Annotated in this window: 13 protein-coding genes and 1 pseudogene; 1 reads left to right on the forward strand and 13 read right to left on the reverse strand. The window is 43.7% G+C overall.

Annotated features, from left to right (window positions below):
• The 13 genes and pseudogenes from DXB15_RS17385 to DXB15_RS16110 all read right to left on the reverse strand — a co-directional run.
• A pseudogene (locus DXB15_RS17385) lies at positions 1-165 on the reverse strand (transposase); the annotation flags it as partial.
• Positions 166-323: 158 nt separating this feature from the next.
• Complete coding sequence (locus tag DXB15_RS16055; protein WP_243115679.1) at positions 324-1,055, reverse strand: bile acid:sodium symporter family protein; 732 nt, start codon at positions 1,053-1,055, stop codon at positions 324-326.
• An 81-nt stretch (positions 1,056-1,136) separates the two neighbouring features.
• The gene (locus DXB15_RS16060) at positions 1,137-1,382 is read right to left on the reverse strand and encodes a hypothetical protein (protein ID WP_109216870.1); all 246 of its coding nucleotides are present in this window, start codon (positions 1,380-1,382) and stop codon (positions 1,137-1,139) included.
• 191 nt (positions 1,383-1,573) lie between these two features.
• Positions 1,574-2,002 carry a Fe-S cluster assembly scaffold protein NifU gene (nifU, locus tag DXB15_RS16065; protein ID WP_109216869.1) on the reverse strand — a complete coding sequence of 143 codons (429 nt, stop codon included), beginning with the start codon at positions 2,000-2,002 and terminating at the stop codon, positions 1,574-1,576.
• Positions 1,992-3,179 carry a cysteine desulfurase NifS gene (gene nifS / locus DXB15_RS16070; RefSeq protein ID WP_109216868.1) on the reverse strand — a complete coding sequence of 396 codons (1,188 nt, stop codon included), beginning with the start codon at positions 3,177-3,179 and terminating at the stop codon, positions 1,992-1,994. Before nifS ends, nifU begins: the two co-directional genes overlap by 11 nt.
• A 213-nt stretch (positions 3,180-3,392) precedes the next feature.
• Positions 3,393-4,139, reverse strand: a complete 747-nt coding sequence (locus DXB15_RS16075) for a DeoR/GlpR family DNA-binding transcription regulator (RefSeq protein ID WP_109216867.1) — start codon at positions 4,137-4,139, stop codon at positions 3,393-3,395.
• 161 nt (positions 4,140-4,300) lie between these two features.
• A complete protein-coding gene (gene ptsP, locus DXB15_RS16080; protein WP_118703491.1) occupies positions 4,301-5,968 on the reverse strand; it encodes a phosphoenolpyruvate--protein phosphotransferase in 1,668 nt (555 codons plus the stop codon).
• A gap of 323 nt (positions 5,969-6,291) precedes the next feature.
• Entirely contained in the window at positions 6,292-6,549 is a 258-nt protein-coding gene (locus DXB15_RS16085; protein ID WP_021739221.1) for an HPr family phosphocarrier protein, read from the reverse strand.
• 23 nt (positions 6,550-6,572) lie between these two features.
• Positions 6,573-8,489 carry a PTS fructose transporter subunit IIABC gene (locus DXB15_RS16090; protein ID WP_109216842.1) on the reverse strand — a complete coding sequence of 639 codons (1,917 nt, stop codon included), beginning with the start codon at positions 8,487-8,489 and terminating at the stop codon, positions 6,573-6,575.
• 148 nt (positions 8,490-8,637) lie between these two features.
• Positions 8,638-9,546, reverse strand: coding sequence for a 1-phosphofructokinase (gene pfkB, locus DXB15_RS16095; RefSeq protein ID WP_109216843.1), 909 nt, complete (start codon positions 9,544-9,546; stop codon positions 8,638-8,640).
• A gap of 205 nt (positions 9,547-9,751) precedes the next feature.
• The gene (locus DXB15_RS16100) at positions 9,752-11,950 is read right to left on the reverse strand and encodes a response regulator (protein WP_243115680.1); all 2,199 of its coding nucleotides are present in this window, start codon (positions 11,948-11,950) and stop codon (positions 9,752-9,754) included.
• Positions 11,940-12,770: a substrate-binding periplasmic protein gene (locus DXB15_RS16105; RefSeq protein WP_118703490.1), complete on the reverse strand. Its 831-nt coding sequence runs from the start codon at positions 12,768-12,770 to the stop codon at positions 11,940-11,942. Before DXB15_RS16105 ends, DXB15_RS16100 begins: the two co-directional genes overlap by 11 nt.
• 646 nt (positions 12,771-13,416) lie before the next feature.
• The gene (locus tag DXB15_RS16110) at positions 13,417-17,223 is read right to left on the reverse strand and encodes a phosphoribosylformylglycinamidine synthase (RefSeq protein WP_109216846.1); all 3,807 of its coding nucleotides are present in this window, start codon (positions 17,221-17,223) and stop codon (positions 13,417-13,419) included.
• Between the two features lie 295 nt (positions 17,224-17,518).
• On the opposite strand from DXB15_RS16110, the gene DXB15_RS16115 reads away from it, so the two are divergent.
• Positions 17,519-18,403: a LysR family transcriptional regulator gene (locus tag DXB15_RS16115; protein ID WP_109216847.1), complete on the forward strand. Its 885-nt coding sequence runs from the start codon at positions 17,519-17,521 to the stop codon at positions 18,401-18,403.
• Positions 18,404-18,597 lie beyond the last annotated feature (194 nt).

Raw genomic sequence — 18,597 nt, forward strand, 5'->3', positions numbered from 1 at the left:
TCCATTTTTCCAGTGTGATCCCGTAATCAGGTGCAATATGTTCCCATATTTCCTTTGCCGTTCTGAAATCGGATCATCTATTACTTTTCTTCTATCTTTTACAACCATAATCAGCTGATAATACATCAGATATACTGAATGTGCATTATGATCCATTTTATCCATACAATCAGTCCCTTCTGGCTTTTCAACTGATTGTATTATACCACATTTTCCGCTATAGAACAAGTGTTCTATTTTTTCCGTTTATATTTATTTTTGCAATTCATCTCCCACCTGTAGAGGAAGGAGAATTCTTGCTATAATTTGTTAAAAAAGTAGTCTTACTTATCCTTGTTTCTTTCACAGACAATCTTGCCATACAATGCCGCAAGAACCTGCTGAAACAATGTTCCAATCATAACAGGGAACAGTACTTCTCCTGGAAACGACGTTGCCGCAATGACTGCTCCAGCGCTGATATTTCGCATACCTGCTCCATACATCATGGAAATCTGTGTTTCACGATCCTGATGCATCAACCGCGCAATAAGCAATCCGATGGCATATCCACCTGCTGCCAGCAGTAAGATCACGCCTGCCACTTTCATCCGCTCCAGATTCATATGACGGATATAAGGCGCTACACCGGAAGAATTGGAAGCTACCATAAAAATCAATGCCATCTTGGAAAACGGTGCCAGTTTTGATGGCAGTACCTTCTGTGTTTTTCCTTTGCTGCATTGGTTTAATGTCATCGCCAGAACCGCCGGCAATGCCACCATAAAAATAAGCTGCAGCATCATCTGTGTTACATCGATCTGCACTCTTGAACCAACCATAACATGCAATGTCGCCGGTATTAAAAACGGTGCCAGAACAGTGTCAATGACTACAAGTGCCAGTGACATGGCATTATTACCGCTGTAAATCGTTACCCACATCAAACTAACTACCGCCGTTGGAACAGCAAACTCCAGTACAATTCCCGTAATCAGATTACTGTTGTCCGGAAAAATCAGATTTCCAAGACCGCAGGCTACTCCCGGAATTCCGTTCTTTTTATAGAAAAGCAAATGTGCGATGCAGATTTTTCATTCCACATCGCACACTCTATATTTCTTGTAATTTCACTTGTCATAAAAAATTATGTTTCTTTATCGTCGCATCAATGTTAAGATACCGCCAAAAAATCCATATCCAAGTGTAATCCATCCACAAACCAGCATTAGAAATGCCAGATGTGTCATTCCCGGAATCGTAACAAACAGATTCAAAATCATCACTGCTGCCAGTGAGATTGCTGCTACAACTACTGTACGTAAAAACAGATACAAATATTTACCTGAAATTGCTGTATGTTTTCCTGTTTTATTTGAATATGCATAAATCCTTTCCATCATGTCATGCCCTCTTTCTCAATATCAAAAACTCTTTTCTTTTGATACTGAAATCGTAGCATGCCATCGTAAAAACCAAAGCATATTACTGTAAATTGTAGGTAAAACTTTTACTTTTTGTTGTATAAGAAAAGCGCCCTGCAAAGGACGCTTTTCTTTCGCTCACAAGTATTTATCATTTAAGGAATGGTGTTTTATTCGTGGCAATGTGCACAGTCTACAGACTGGAATTTCTCATGATCGTACTCAATGCCGTTTTTGTCATAGTAATCTTTTACTGCTGCCTTTACTGCTTCCTCAGCAAGTACGGAACAGTGAATTTTTGCTGGTGGAAGTCCATCAAGTGCCTCAACTACTGCACGGTTGGAGAGTTCCAGAGCTTCATCGATTTTTTTACCCTTGATCATCTCTGTAGCCATGGAGCTTGTTGCGATGGCTGAACCACATCCAAATGTATTGAATTTTACATCTGTGATTGTCTGGTCATCATCAACTTTGATATACATTCTCATGATATCGCCGCATTTTGCATTTCCTACTTCGCCGACTCCGTCAGCATCTTCCATTTTACCTACGTTTCTTGGATTCTGAAAATGATCCATTACTTTTTCACTATATAACATGTTTTTTCTCTCCTTTTTCCAATTCATCCCAAACCGGTGACATATTTCTTAAATAAGTTACGATCTTCGGTAATTCTTCTAATACATAGTCTACTTCTTCCTGTGTGTTGTACTCAGACAGGGATAAACGAAGGGAACCGTGTGCTACTTCGTGCGGCAGTCCGATTGCAAGAAGTACATGGGACGGATCTAAGGAACCGGATGTACAAGCAGAACCGGAGGATGCTGCAATACCTTTCATGTCAAGCATCAGTAACAGGGACTCGCCCTCGATGCCTTCGAAACAGAAGTTTACGTTACCCGGGAGACGTTTTGTGCGGTCTCCGTTCAATTTGGAATGCGGAATTGTCAGCAAACCTTCGATCAGACGGTCACGCAATGCTGTCATTTTTTCTGCATTTTCTTTCTGATGTGCCAGAACATCTTTTAATGCTGCTGCCATACCTACGATTGCAGGAATGTTCTCTGTGCCGGCACGTTTACCACGCTCCTGTGCACCACCTTCGATGATGTTGGAAAGCAGGATTCCTTTTCTTGCATACAGGAAACCAACTCCTTTTGGTCCGTGGAATTTATGTGCGGATGCAGACATCATGTCGATATTCTGCTCTTTTACGTTAATTGGGAGGTGTCCAACTGCCTGTACCGCATCCGTGTGAAAATATATGCCTTTTTCTTTGCAGATCGCGCCGATCTCAGGGATTGGCTGAATGCTTCCAATCTCATTATTTGCATACATAATTGTTACAAGACATGTATCCGGACGGATGGCTGCCTCAACTTCCTCTAAACGAACCATTCCATTCTCATGGACATCCAGATATGTTACTTCGTAACCTTCTTTTTCCAGTTTCTGCAGTGTATGAAGTACTGCATGATGCTCGAAGGCAGTAGAAATAATGTGTTTTTTATTTCTGCGTGCGCCCCATTTTGCTGCAGATACGATGGCCTGATTGTCAGCCTCGCTTCCGCCGGAAGTGAAATAAATCTCATTCGGCTGTGCTCCGATACAGGCTGCGATCTCCTCTCTTGCTTTCTCCAGTACTTCCTTGGACTTCTGTCCCGGAGTATGAAGACTTGATGCGTTTGCATATACGTTTTCCAGACATGGGATCATAGCGTCCAATGCAACCTGGCTCATTTTTGTCGTTGCCGCATTATCAAAATATACGTTCATAGTCCCTCACACTTTCTATTCTTAGTATTGTATTTTATCTATTGTTTCCTTAATTCTTGGATATATTATCATAGTATTCCCCTAATGTCAATAGGAATTGGGGTAATAAAATTTTAAGGTTATGAAGAAAGGACTCGGGCTATTTTGTCTTGTAAGCTAACAATCGCTTTCCAAGAAAAAATAGCCCGAGTCCTTTCATTTACGTTACATATCTCACGACACCACAATAATGTTCGTATAACGTTTTAATACCACATCCGGAAGTTTTTCCGTGATGATCTGTGCCGATTCAAAGGTTCCAAACCGAATCGGATTCACCTGATGAAATTTGGTACTGTCACACAGCACATAGGATTTCAGACTGTGTGTCATGGCACATTCTTTGATCTTAGCTTCGTTAATCTCCGGTGTGGTAAATCCAACTGCCGGAGATGCCCCGTTGGTTCCCATAAAGCATTTTGTAAAATTGAATTTCTGCAAACTCATACACGCTTCGTTTCCAACAATGGCTTCTGTGGCAGCTTTCAGTTCACCGCCCAGAATAATGACATGAAATCCTTTTCCCGCCAGTTCCAGTGCATGTGATACCGCATTTGTCACGAAAGTTGCCGTTTTCTCCGTGATATATGGAATCATGCATGCGGTCGTTGTTCCGGCATCCAGATATACAAAATCATGTGGTTCGATCAGAGAAGCGGCATATTCTCCAATCTGCTGCTTCTCATCCTGATACAGCCCCTTGCGCTGTGAAACCTGCTCATCTTTTGTGGCAAGATTTGACTCTGCCAGCATGGCACCGCCAAATACCTTGACCAATGCACCTTTTTCATCCAACGTATTCAGATCCCGTCGGATCGTAGATTCCGAAGCATCAAAATACTCTTTCAGCTCCTGAACCGTCACACTGCCTTTCAAGGTAAGTAGGCGCAATATTTCCTCCTGCCTCTTTTCAGTTAACATACAACAAAAATCCTCTTTTCCCTTATCAATTGCAAATAATTATATAACGTTTCATTCCAAAATGCACATTGCATTTTGCTGTAAAATACACATTCTATAATATCTCTTTTACAGTTCTCTCCAATTCTTACAGAAATCAATGTAAGATCAGAGATAAAATTTTATTTCTGGTGCAACCATTTTTTCAGAATTTCTTCTCTGTTTACGCTGCTGTCTGTCTCGCAAATCAGACGGCGGATGGTCAGCAGACGTCCCGGAGATACGGACAGCTCATCGATACCCATTGCCAAGAACAGTTCTGTCAGATCACTGTCTGCACCAAGTTCACCACAAATACCACACCAGATGCCTGCTTTATGTGCATTCTGAATGGTCTGATTGATCATACGAAGTACGGCGATATGATGTGCATCAAAGAAGGAATCCAGTGACTGGTTCTGACGGTCAATCGCCAGTGTATACTGTGTCAGATCATTGGTTCCAATACTGAAGAAGTCTACTTCTTCTGCCAGCAGGTCACTGATGGTTGCTGCTGCCGGAGTTTCGATCATGATACCCTGCTCTGGTGTGCCATACGGAACATTGTCTGCATCCAGCTCCGCTTTTACTTCTTCCACGATAGCTTTGATCTGTGCAATCTCGGATAAAGAAGTGATCATCGGATACATGATCGCAATGTTACCAAATGCACTTGCACGGAACAGTGCACGCAGCTGTGTCTTGAAAATTTCCGGTCTGGTCAGGCAGATACGGATGGCACGTACACCCATAGCCGGGTTTTCTTCTTTTGCCAATTCAAAATAATCTGCCTGTTTATCAGCACCGATATCAAGAGTACGAATGATAACACGTTTGCCTGCCATCGTCTCTGCAACTTTTTTGTATACCTCAAACTGTTCTTCCTCTGTCGGATAAGTCTCAGATTCCAGATATAAGAACTCACTTCTGAAAAGTCCGATACCTTCTGCACCATTCTGAAGCACAAGTGCCAGATCTTTGACATTTCCAATATTGGCGTAAGTTAAAACTTTTTTACCGTCAAGGGTAACGCTTTCTTTATTTTTAAAGGTCTGAAGAAGTTCTTTTTTTTCCTCTTCCTCTTTTTTCAGAGCTTCCATTTTTTCCATGGTCTCTGCATCCGGCTCCACGTAGATCATACCGTGATTTCCGTCTACAACAGCCAGTTTTCCGTCCAGATCATCGGTCAGCTCCATCTCTGTGCTCACCAGCGCCGGGATTCCCATGGTACGGGCAAGGATTGCTGTATGGGAATTTACAGAACCATGTACTGTTACGAAAGAAAGTACTTTGTCTTTTTCAAGCTGAACGGTCTCACTCGGAGCCAGATCGTCTGCCAGAATGATCACTGGCTCATCCGTAACGACTTTGCTCTTGTTCTCACCACTTAAGTTTGCGATCACACGCTCGGAAATATCACGGATATCTGCCGCACGCTCTTTCATATAGTCGTCATCCATCTCCGCAAACATGGAAGAAAAATGATCGCTTGTTACTGCTGTCGCATACTCTGCATTTACCTGCTGGGTGCGGATGATATTTTCCACAGAATCCTGATAATCCTCATCTTCCAGAAGCATCTGATGCATTTCAAAAATAGCTGCATTTGCCTCGCCGACTTCTTTGACCGCCTTATCATACAGTTCGCCTAACTGTGCCTGGGCAGCTTCCTTCGCATCCTGAAAACGTTTTACTTCAGCTTCCACGTCCTCGATTTTCTGACGTGTTACCTGCTGCTCACCTTTTTTGTATACACATAAATGTCCAATGGCAATGCCACCAAATACGCTTTTTCCCTGATAGACGTTCATACCAAACTGTTCCTTTCCTAATCTTAATATATTTGTCCGCTTCATTTTTTAATAAATCGAATAAATCCTCACTCCTACTCCCTTTTTCTATAACTTCAGGGACTTTATTCGATTTCGCGCCAGGTGCAATCTGCGTCAGCAGATATCTTCCTTATGCATCTGGTCGCATATTTAGCTTTTTTACTTCGTTTTATGAAGTAAAAAAGCTGTGCACGCCAGATGTTTTCCACCGTACACAGCCTCTCTGGCTTAAAATATCTACCAAATATCCTTCATTGAATGTTCTGAAACATTCTTTTACCAATTTTTCTCTGAACGTTATCTTACAGATTTGTTTTGAAGAAGTTCTCCAGTTTCTCAGCTACAGCGTCCTCATCTTCGCCTTCTACTGTTACAGTAACTTCCTGTCCACATTTAATTCCAAGGCTCATAACAGCCATTAATTTTTTGGCCTCAACCGTTTTACCTTCTTTTGTAAGTTTAACAACGGAAGTAACTCCTTTAAGTTCTTTTACCAGCTCAGAAGCCGGACGTGCGTGAATTCCCTGTGCATCTGTGATTACATACTTAAATTCTTTCATGGTTAGTTCTCCTTTTTTCTCAATTATTCATTTACTTTTTTCTTCAAAAGACCGAGTAAAACAGCGGAAATTACGGTTCCGACTGCAAGTGCTACCAGATACATTCCTGCATTGCCCATAACCGGTACAACGAAGATTCCACCATGCGGTGCCATCAGTGTACATCCAAATGCCATGGATAATGCGCCTGCTACTGCTGAACCAGCTACGCAGGATGGCAGAACACGGATCGGATCTGCTGCTGCGTACGGAATTGCACCCTCTGTGATGAATGCAAGTCCCATAACAAAGTTTACAGGTCCGGATTTGCGCTCCTCTTTTGTAAATTTGTTCTTAAAGAGCAAAGTTGCAAGAGCGATCGCACACGGCGGTACCATACCACCGATCATAACAGCTGCCATAATATCATAGTTTCCAGCAACGATTGCTGCGGTTCCGAATACATATGCTGCCTTGTTGAATGGACCACCCATATCGATTGCCATCATTCCGGCACATACAATTCCCAGTAATATTTTACTCGAAGCACCCATGTTGGTCAAGGCTGTATTTAATGCTGTATTCAACGCTCCTACCGGCGGCTCGATGACAAACATCATAATGATTCCCATCAGCAGAATACCACATACGGGGTAAAGCAATACCGGCGTGATTTTCTCCAATGCATCCGGTAATTTAGCAAATACTTTTTTCAGTAATAAGATGATCAGACCTGCCAGGAAACCTGCTGCAAGTGCACCCAGGAAACCGGATTTTCCGTTTGCTGCCATCATACCACCGACAAAACCAACAGCAAGTGCAGGTCTGTCACCGATACTCATGGCGATAAATCCTGCCAGAACCGGAAGCATCAGTCCAAAGGCAATTCCACCGATCTGTTTGAACGCTGCTGCCACCGGAGTGATTGTACCGAAGTTTGCTCTCATATCTGCGGAAAGTGAATTGATATCGACATTCATTCCATCAATCAGGAATGCAATTGCGATCAGGATACCACCACCGACAACGAATGGAAGCATGTGGGATACACCATTCATCAGATGTACATATAATTTATGTCCGATTCCACCGGAAGCTTTCTGTGAGCTGGAGCTCTGGCTTTCTGCTGAACTGCTGTGGTAAACCGGTGCATCACCATGGATGGCTCTTTCCACCAGTTGGTCTGCTTTACTGATTCCGTCAGAAACAGGAACTTCAATCAGTTTCTTACCGTTAAAACGATCCATTGGAACTTTTGCATCTGCTGCTACGATAACACAGTCTGCATTTGCGATTTCCGCATCTGTCACTACATTTTTGGCACCGCCGGATCCTCTTGTTTCTACTTTAATAGAGCAGTTATGGGCTTTTGCCGCTTTTTCCAGACCTTCAGCTGCCATGTAAGTATGCGCGATACCGGTCGGGCAGGATGTAACTGCAATGATCTTGCAAACCGCACCTTCTGTCTCTGTCTGAGCTGCCAGCTGATCGTTCAGATCCGGTTTTTCCTCATCTGCCGCATCTACGATCTGTAAAAATTCATCCACGGAAGATGCATTTTTCAGATTTTCCACAAAATTCTCATCCATAAGCAACATAGAAAGTTTACTGAGTACGTCCAGATGGATGTTATCCTCAGTATTCGGCGCTGCGATCAAAAACAGCAAGTTCACCGGTTCATCATCCAGAGAATCAAAATCAACACCATCTTTGATGACCATAGCTGCCAGTCCCGGTTTTGTAACTGCATCGCATTTACCATGTGGAATTGCAATACCTTCACCGATACCTGTGGTACTTTCTTCTTCTCTTAAGTAAACCTGTTTGCGATACGCTTCCTCATCATTAATCTTGCCGCTTTTTACCATCAAAGCAACAGCCTGGTCGAGCGCATCCGATTTGGATGTACAAACTGCATCCAGAGAAATACTTCTTTTGTCCAGTAAATCCGTAATTCTCATACTCTCATTACCTCCCTCTTTACTTTGTACGTTTTCTTCTTCTCTTCCTATTTTAATTTCATTTCACGTTTTAATTTTATTTCACGGAAACAAAAATTTAATACCAACATTTCCAGATTCGCCAAAATCTGTTTTTTATTATCTGTTATTATGCTTCGATGGAAGCATATACCTGTCTGATTTCTGCTTCGGTTGCAAGCAGTTCGGAAAATGCGCTTGCACTTCCTGCGGAGATTCCCATGCGGAATGCATGTTCATAATCTTCTTTTTCAATCCATCCTGCTACAAATCCTGCTACCATGGAATCACCTGCGCCAACGGCATTCACCAGTGTTCCTTTCGGTGCCGGAAGCTGATGGGACTCACCGTTCTCATCTAAGAGAACTGCACCCTGTCCTGCCATTGACACAAGTACGTTTCTTGCTCCCATCTCCTGCAATTTCTTTGCATATGGCTGTACGTCATCTCTGGTTTTCAACTCGACACCGAAGATCTCACCAAGCTCATGATTGTTTGGTTTGATCAGGAACGGATGATACTCTAATACGTTCATTAAAAGCTCTCCTGTTGCATCTACCACAAAATGAACTCCTTTGGAAGCAAGTCTTGCCATAATGTCACGATAGATCATTTTCGGCATGCTTCCCGGAATGCTTCCTGCCAGTACCAGATAATCTTCTGCTGTCAGTTCATCCAGTTTCTTCATTAATTCTTCTACGTTCTCCGGGCTGATATCCGGTCCCATACCATTAATTTCAGTTCCGTCAAAATCCTTCAATTTGACATTGATTCTGGAACAGCCGTCCGGTAAAGAAATAAAATCATGTGCAAATCCGATTTCCGCCATTCTGCGCTCGATTTCTTTTCCAGTAAAACCTGCGGAAAAACCAAGTGCTTTTGTCTCGATTCCCAGATTGTATAATACTGTGGAAACGTTGATTCCTTTGCCTCCCGGAAGCATCTGCTCCGCGCATGTCCGATTTGTCATACCCATCTGGAAGTTATTGACCGATACGATGTAATCCAGTGATGGATTAAAAGTTACTGTGTAAACCATCCTGCACCTCCTGTAATTATGTAGTTACTTTTTTCTCACTTGTTGTTATGCCTGTATTATATCTCCAAAATCAGTCATAATCAATCATTGTAATTCACAAAAAAACATTTTATTTTTATGCAATATTCACAATCATTCATTTTCGTTCACAAACAAGCGAAAAAGAAGCGGATTTTTGAATGTTTTTTCCCGCTTCTTTTCAAATTTAATTACAATATTTTCCTATAACTGCCACTACCAGATCCATTTGTAATGGTTTTGCAAGATGCGCATTCATGCCTGCGTCCAGACATTGCTTCACATCTTCGTCATAAGCGTTCGCTGTCATGGCAATAATTGGCATTGTTTTTGCATCCTCCCGATCCAGTTCCCGTATCCTTCGAGTCGCCGTCAGACCGTCCATGACCGGCATCATCACATCCATCAAAATCACATCAAAGGTTCCCGGCGGTTCACTGACAAACCGATCCACCGCCTGCTGTCCGTCCGCTACGACCATTACCTGCGCGCCCTGATCCTCTAGCAACATTTCTGCAATCTCCACATTCAACTCATTATCTTCCACCAGAAGCAGCCGACATCCCGCGATGCTCGCCGACTCAACAATCTCCTCACTTTCCTGTTGCTGCTGTTCCTGCGACTGCTCTGTTGCCAGTCGAAATGGCAGCGTGATCACAAAGGTGGAACCCACGCCTTCTTCGCTTTTCACCTCAATGGTCCCGTTCATTTTATCCACCAGATTTTTTACAATTGCCATGCCAAGCCCTGTACCATTATACACACTTCTGGCATCCGACCGCTCCTGTGCAAAAGGATCAAAAATGTGTCGGATAAATTCCTGACTCATTCCCACACCGGTATCCTGAATCGTCCACTGATACGTTACAATCTCCTGATCAACCCCCAGACATTTACAGCTCGTCTGCACTTTTCCGCCCAACCGGTTATATTTGATGCAGTTTCCATAAATATTCAGGAAAATCTGACGCACATGCAACGGACTTCCGTAAATATTTTGAAATGCCACCCGCTCGGTAGATTTATCATATTCCAGCGTTACACCGGCTTCCGCTGCACGCTGCTCCACAATCGTCAATATATCGTCCGACAGGGTTTTCAAATTCATCGGTTCCTCCGACAGCACAACTTCTCCGCTTTCCAACTTACTCATCTGCAGAATATCGTTGATCAGGGACAGTAAATGATTGGCAGAGATTTTCATTTTTTTCTGATTTTCCCGCAGCAGCTTTGTATTCTCCGGATGTGCCTCTCCAATTTCCAGCAAGCCGATGATCCCGTTTAACGGTGTGCGAATATCATGACTCATCCGGGACAGAAAACTTGTCTTTGCCACATTTGCTCGATCTGCCTGATCGACTGCCTGCTTTAACTGCTCATTTTTACTTTGCAGCTGTTCATTATACTGCCGCTGAATGCTTAATTGCTTCTCTCTGTAATTTTGTGCCATTTTCCAGCGCACCATATGAATAATTACCAGAATGATCACGTATACGATGATGGAAAACATCACACTTGGAATCGTACTGTCAAACACATCGCTCTCCGGCAGATAGGCATACACATAATAATCCCGCCCATGCTCCATCAGACCATAATTGTGGGAAAGTGCAGCCGTATCACCTCTTGCATGGATCAATTTATCACTTGCTGCCGCTTCTTTGATTTTCCGCAAAATTTCCACGTCATCGGTACTTTTTCCAATCAAAGTCTCATTATTGGACGCTATGATTTCCTTTCCGCTGCTCACCACGATTGTTCCATCCTGTTCCAGATTATAACCCACCAACAACGTATCCACCGACAGATGGAATGCCCGTGTATATTCTAACGTCGTGTGATAGTAAGCGACAACCATCCCACTGCCATCTGCATTTCCCGTAGCTGCCAGATCTGCATAAGAACCGTCTTCACAGTGAAATCGCATAGCATACGTTTTTTCCGAAAAAAGAATCGCATCCTGCAGAGCATCCGATGTCATATGCTCCGATAATTCTTCTGTCGACAACCCATCAACCGGATCTCCATACTGTACCTGTACCTTTCCGTTTTCATCCAGAAGCAATACACCCGTTACATAACTGTCCCGCGCCCATTGCTCCAGCATTTCCGTTGTCACTGCTCCGGCATCGGTTCCATTTTCTGTCAATGCATGATTGATCTGGTGCACACTTTCGATGATACGCATCATACTTTTCGTCTCCGATGCTAAATTTAACCGCTCATACTGATTACATTGCTCCTTAATATAACTGACTGTGCTGGTCAACGTCCGCTTCGCGCTTCTGACATCCACATGTACTGCGATCAAAAATACGCCTCCCATCAGGATAACACCAAGCAGCACTTCCAATGTATACAACAATCGATTACTTTTATTTTTCACAGGTATCCACCTCCAGATAATCCTCCGGATGTTCCAGATAATTTCCAAGAATTTCCTCTAATGTTCCATCCTCACGCATATCTTCAAATACCTGTGACAGCTCTGCCTCAATGCCTCTGTCATCGTACTTTGAAAATGCAACGCCAAGCCCCACCGTCTGCAATGGTTCTTCCAGGATTCGATATTCTAAGTCATAATCCTTCATACACTGTAAAATTGCGGTTTCATGAGCGGCTACCGCATCCGCATACCCTTTACTTAAGAAAGGATAGATCAATTCCCGATTCTGCAACGAAAATATTTCTGCCAGCTCAGGAATCCGTTCATCCGTATGTGACGCAAAAATCTCCTCCGGCTTTGTCGTAGACTGTACTGCTACCCGTTTTCCTTCCAGATCTGCAAGGGTATAGATATCACTGTCTTTACTGACTGCCACTACCTGACGACTGATCATATAGGGTGTCGTCCAGTGGTACTGATTTTCTCTGCCATCAATAGAAAAACTTCCCCAGATGCAGTCAATGTCTCCGTTTTCCAGAAACTGCTTTTTTGCTTCCCAGTCAATATATGTAAATACCGCATCATAACCTAACCGGTCAAATGCCTCCGTTGCAAGATCCACATCAATTCCTGCCGGTTTTCCGTCTGCATCTTCATAATTAAAGGGCGGATAATTGTCGCTGCCAATGATCATCTGTGGACGCGTCTCTGTCTGATCCGTCATCTGTTTCTCCTGCCCTGCGCATCCACTGATGCAAAATAGCAGACCGGTACAGACACCAATCGTTAAAATCCGCCTGAAACTGTTCCGTTTTTTCATTCGTCACCACACCTCTTATCTAACTGTTTTATTCGGTAATCATTCAATTTGCGAATATTGTAACAGTTTGTCGATGCGGATTTTGTCGGAAAATGTCGATTATACGCGGGGACTGTGGGTAAATTTTAGTTTATAAAACGAAATCGAAACATCCAACAACCATATCATATAAGATCACACATACCTGTACTCGTTATAGTTAGTATGTTTTACCTTCCCGTGTGCACAACAAATAATTTAGATTTATTCCTGTCTGAATGTGCACATGACACGCAGCGCAGTCATAATGTAAAATTTGTTCAAGTCGAACGCACGTGAGACTTGGTGCGTGATTCTGGTCAGCGCAAGCTGACATCTTCTTTTCAGAATCACTGCACTCTACACTCCGTTCCGGTCGGCGCAAAACCATTGTCTCCCAGACAATGTGCGCCCTCGCGGAGCATTTATCTCAGTCGGAGATTGAACTCCCACTGAGAAATACTTGTTACTACTCACCACTTGCAGAAGTGGGAGTCTCAACTCAGACTGAGATGAATCGAAAACGTAAATGCGCCCCAAATTGATTTTTTCTTGATGAGCGATTGTTAGCCAGAAAGACAAAATCAATTGGGGCGCCTTCATTTATTTAATTTTACATAAAAACAAGCTAGTCGCGGAAGAACGCTACACCGGATTCGAAGATCTTCAGATCCTGCTCGCCGTAAATGTTGATTGCAACACCATCACCACGACGCTCAGAGTGAGCCATCTTACCAAGTACACGTCCATCTGGGCTTGTGATACCCTCGATAGCCATGTAGGAACCGTTGACATTCCACTCTTCATCCATAGTTGGATTTCCTGCTTCGTTGACATAGCATGTTGCCACCTGACCATTTGCAAAGAGTTTCTGCAGCCACTCATCGTTTGCTACGAAACGTCCCTCACCATGGGAAGCCGGGTTAGTATAAATCTTTCCAACCTCTGCCTGTGCCAGCCACGGAGATTTATTGGACATTACTTTTGTATAAACCATCTTGGAAATATGACGTCCGATGGTATTGTATGTCAGTGTCGGAGAATCTGCTTTCTGCTCACAGATCTCACCATAAGGAACCAGACCAAGTTTGATCAGTGCCTGGAATCCATTACAGATACCAAGGCAGAGTCCGTCACGCTCATTTAAGAGTTTTTCTACGGATTCTTTGATCTTTGCGTTACGGAATGCAGTTGCAAAGAATTTTGCACTTCCCTCCGGCTCATCACCTGCGGAGAATCCACCCGGGAACATGATGATCTGTGCCTGATCGATGGCTTTTGCAAATACATCGACAGAATCACGAATATCCTGTGCGTTCAGGTTCTTGAATACTTTGGTCACTACATTTGCACCTGCGCGTTCAAATGCTTTTGCAGAATCGTACTCACAGTTTGTACCCGGGAATACCGGAATAAATACGGTCGGTTTTGCAATTTTATTTTTGCATACATAAATTTCTTTTGTTGTATAAAGTTTTGCATCCAGCTCTTTTTTATCTGTGGTTGCTCTGGTCGGATATACTTTTTCCAGTGTGTTTGTCCATGCGGATAATGCGTCATCCATAGCAATTTCCACATCACCGTAACGGAAAACCGGCTCTTCCAGAACGGAACCAACGATGGATACGTTTGCACGAAGTCCAACTGCTTCTAATGCTTCTTTTACTGCATCGGTATCTTCCGGTGCAACTTCTGCTACCAGATTACCAAATCCCGGTGCAAATGCTTCTTCCGATTTCAGGCAGCCACGAAGAGATACTCCCAGTTTGTTACCGAATGCCATTTTGCTGACTGCTGCCACCAGACCTTTTGCATCCAGTGCGTAAACAGCTTTCAGTTTCTTATCCTGAATCAGAGCATATACTGCATCATACAGTTTCATAACCTGCTCATAATCCGGCAGATCATATGCATCATGATCAATGGTAAAGTACATCAGTTTGTCGCCTGCTGTCTTTAACTCCGGTGTCACGATATCCTGCTCTTTTGCAACGTCTACTGCAAAGGAAACCAGTGTCGGCGGTACATCGATATCATTGAAGGTTCCGGACATGGAATCTTTTCCACCGATGGACGGCAGACCAAAGCTCATCTGTGCCTGATATGCACCAAGTAATGCTGCAAACGGCTGGCTCCAGCGTTTCGGATCCTCGCTCATTCTGCGGAAGTACTCCTGGAATGTGAAACGGATCTTCTTGTAATCACCACCGGCTGCCACGATTTTTGAAATAGACTCCAGAACTGCGTAAACAGAACCATGATATGGGCTCCAGCTTGACAGATACGGATCAAATCCATAACTCATCATAGTAACGGCATCGCATTTTCCTGTCATAACCGGGATTTTTGCAACCATACTCTGAGTCTCAGTTAACTGATATTTTCCACCATATGGCATGTATACACTTCCTGCTCCGATGGAACCGTCAAACATTTCCACCAGACCTTTCTGGGAGCATACGTTTAAGTCTTTTAAGGTATCTACCCATGCAGCTTTTACATCGTTGTTTGCCAGATCTTTGGCAACACTGTCAAGGGCGATCTTGTTCAAATAGTTGTCAGCCTTGCTTGGGATCTCCACCTGAACACCTGTCTCCTGATGTGCACCGTTTGTATTCAGGAATGCACGGGAGATATTTACGATTTCTTTGCCTCTCCAGATCAGAACCAGACGCGGATCCTCAGTAACAACCGCTACCGGAACAGCCTCTAAGTTTTCCTCTGCTGCATAAGCAAGGAACTGATCTACATTTTCCGGTGCGATGACAACAGCCATACGCTCCTGAGACTCAGAAATAGAAATCTCTGTGCCATCCAGACCGGCATATTTTTTCGGAACTTTATCTAATTCAACACGCAGACCGTCTGCCAGCTCACCGATGGCAACGGAAACACCGCCTGCACCAAAATCGTTACATTTTTTGATGATGTGGCTGACTTCCTCTCTGCGGAATAATCTCTGTACTTTACGCTCTGTCGGCGGGTTACCTTTCTGAACCTCAGCACCACAGGTATCGATAGAAGATGTGGTATGTGCTTTGGAAGAACCGGTTGCTCCACCACAGCCGTCACGTCCGGTACGACCGCCAAGCAGGATGATGACATCGTCCGGATCAGAAGTCAGACGCTGTACAGCACGTCTCGGAGCTGCACCAAGAACGGCACCGATCTCCATACGTTTTGCCACATAATTCGGATGATATACCTCTTTGACAAAACCGGTTGCCAGACCGATCTGGTTACCGTAGGAGCTGTATCCTGCTGCTGCGGAACGAACGATCTTCTTCTGCGGAAGTTTTCCTTCTAATGTATCTTTTACAGAAACCGTCGGATCAGCGGCACCTGTGATACGCATAGCTTGGTAAACATAAGTACGTCCGGACAGCGGATCACGGATTGCTCCACCAAGACAGGTTGCAGCGCCACCAAACGGCTCGATCTCTGTCGGATGGTTGTGTGTCTCGTTTTTGAAGTTTACCAGCCACTCCTCTGTCTTGCCGTCCACTTCCAACGGAACAACAATACTGCAGGCATTGATCTCATCGGACTCCTCCTGATCAGCCAGTTTTCCTTCTTTTTTCAGTTTTTTCATAGCCATCAGGGCAAGATCCATCAGGCATACAAATTTATCGTCACGATCTTTGTAAAGTTCTGCATAAGTCTCTTTGTAGTTATCATAGGAAGCTTTGATCGGCTCCAGATAATCGCCATCCTCAAATACAACATCCTTTAACTCTGTGGAGAATGTGGTATGACGGCAGTGATCAGACCAGTATGTATCAAGTACACGGATCTCTGTCATAGTCGGATTGCGGTGCTCATCTTTTACAAAATAATTCTGAATGTGCTGGAAATCCTTGAATGTCATAGCCAGATTCAGGGATTCATATAATGCTTTCAGCTCTGCTTCCGGCATCTCGCAGAAACCGTCAAATACGATAACATCTGCCGGCTCGTCAAAATTCTGAACCAGTGTCTCCGGTTTTTCAAAACCAGTCTCTCTGGAATCCACCGGGTTGATGCAGTGATGTTTGATGGCCTCTAACTGCTCCTCTGTCACATCACCTTCAATCACATAAGTTGTTGCGGTACGGATGACCGGTTCCTCATTCTCATTCAGAAGTTTTACACACTGAACAGCGGAATCTGCTCGCTGATCGAACTGACCAGGTAAAAATTCCACGCTGAATGCTTTTGCTCCCTTCAGATCAAAAGTCTCTTCATAAATATCATCAACAGGCGGCTCGGAGAAAACACTGACCAGTGCTCTCTGATAAGTTGCCTCAGAAATGTTTTCCACATCATAACGGATCAGAACACGTACTCCTGTGACGGAAGTAATTCCAAGATAGCTCTTGATTTCTTCCTGCAGTTCTTTTGCTTTTACTGCATACGCTTCTTTTTTCTCTACATAGACTCTGCGTACATTACTCATATCGGATCCTCCATTTTAAAATTAATCCAAACTTCTTTTGTAAAGTCTGCTGTGGGATGGGCTTCTGTAAAGCGGATATATGCCATTGTCCATCTCCGCATTATTGCATAGCACAGACCTGTTCCGTGCTATCATGATACCCTTAGTATAACGTACTCACTTCAATTAGAGAAATTAATATATTTAATTCTATATATAAGTTTCACTAATTTATAATTGACATACGCTCTCACACTTTATATACTAATATAAAAAGAGATTTCTGTAAATCAAAACATATGAAGGGGAGATTTCTATGGATATTAATTACGAACTTTACAAAGTATTTTTTTACGTAGCACAGTCCTTAAGTTTTTCGGAGGCCAGCAAACACCTGTACATTTCTCAGTCTGCGGTCAGCCAGTCTATTAAGACACTGGAGCGAAAACTTGGACAGCCGCTTTTTATCCGAAGTACGAAAAAGGTGCAGCTCACTCCTGCCGGACAGCTGCTGTTAAAGCATATTGAACCGGCAATGAACCTGATCCGCCGCGGCGAAAATCAGCTGTTTGACAGTCAGGGACTTGGGCTCGGACAGCTTCACATTGGTGCCAGCGATACGATCTGCCGCTATTTCCTGGTTCCGTATTTCCGGAAATTTCATCAGCAGTATCCGAATGTACCGATCAAAGTTACAAATGCTACTTCTCTGAACTGTGTGGATCTGCTGGAACAGGGAAAAGTGGATCTGATCATTACAAATGCTCCAAATACTCGGTTGAATCAGTCTTACATCCGAAAAACAGTTTGTGAATTTCGGGATGTGTTTGTGGCAAATCCGGCTTATTTTCCGATGAAGTCCAAAGTACTGCGGCTGGCAGAACTTTCCGGTTATCCACTGATCACACTGGAGCGTCATTGTACTACCTGCGAATTTCTGCACAATCTGTTTTTACAACATCAGTTGGAACTTGTGCCGGAAATCGAACTTTCCAGTAATGATCTGCTGATTGATTTTGCAAGAATTGGATTGGGCATCGCCTGTGTGCCGGATTATTGTGTCCGGGAAAACAATGAAGATCTTGAAATCATTGAGACGAAAGAGACAATGCCGGCAAGACAGATCGTGGCTTCGGTGAATCCGACGCTGCCGATCAATGCACCAACAGAAGCTTTTCTGGACTTGTTACCATCTCTGTAACTTCTTGTTTGTCTTTTAAGGAACAAGATGGAAAAACTCCAATGCAGGCACGCCGGATTTCCTATCTTCGCTGCGCCGCTTATTTCCGACCGCTTCCGCGAACTCACCAACAGCAAAAACAGCTGTTGGCTCAGACACACTCACGCGGTCGGACTATGCTCGCTTCGATAACGGAAATCCGTCTACCGCCTTGC

The organism is Roseburia sp. OM02-15, assembly GCF_003481835.1.
Taxonomy (GTDB): Bacteria; Bacillota; Clostridia; order Lachnospirales; family Lachnospiraceae; genus Eubacterium_I; species Eubacterium_I ramulus_A.

What these genes read in the sequence shown, in the direction of transcription:
- DXB15_RS16060 (WP_109216870.1), bottom strand. Translation starts at nt 1,382, where the DNA reads ATGATGGAAAGGATTTATGCATATTCAAATAAAACAGGAAAACATACA.
- nifU (WP_109216869.1), bottom strand. Translation starts at nt 2,002, where the DNA reads ATGTTATATAGTGAAAAAGTAATGGATCATTTTCAGAATCCAAGAAAC.
- nifS (WP_109216868.1), bottom strand. Translation starts at nt 3,179, where the DNA reads ATGAACGTATATTTTGATAATGCGGCAACGACAAAAATGAGCCAGGTT.
- DXB15_RS16075 (WP_109216867.1), bottom strand. Translation starts at nt 4,139, where the DNA reads ATGTTAACTGAAAAGAGGCAGGAGGAAATATTGCGCCTACTTACCTTG.
- ptsP (WP_118703491.1), bottom strand. Translation starts at nt 5,968, where the DNA reads ATGAACGTCTATCAGGGAAAAAGCGTATTTGGTGGCATTGCCATTGGA.
- DXB15_RS16085 (WP_021739221.1), bottom strand. Translation starts at nt 6,549, where the DNA reads ATGAAAGAATTTAAGTATGTAATCACAGATGCACAGGGAATTCACGCA.
- DXB15_RS16090 (WP_109216842.1), bottom strand. Translation starts at nt 8,489, where the DNA reads ATGAGAATTACGGATTTACTGGACAAAAGAAGTATTTCTCTGGATGCA.
- pfkB (WP_109216843.1), bottom strand. Translation starts at nt 9,546, where the DNA reads ATGGTTTACACAGTAACTTTTAATCCATCACTGGATTACATCGTATCG.
- DXB15_RS16105 (WP_118703490.1), bottom strand. Translation starts at nt 12,770, where the DNA reads ATGAAAAAACGGAACAGTTTCAGGCGGATTTTAACGATTGGTGTCTGT.
- DXB15_RS16110 (WP_109216846.1), bottom strand. Translation starts at nt 17,223, where the DNA reads ATGAGTAATGTACGCAGAGTCTATGTAGAGAAAAAAGAAGCGTATGCA.
- DXB15_RS16115 (WP_109216847.1), top strand. Translation starts at nt 17,519, where the DNA reads ATGGATATTAATTACGAACTTTACAAAGTATTTTTTTACGTAGCACAG.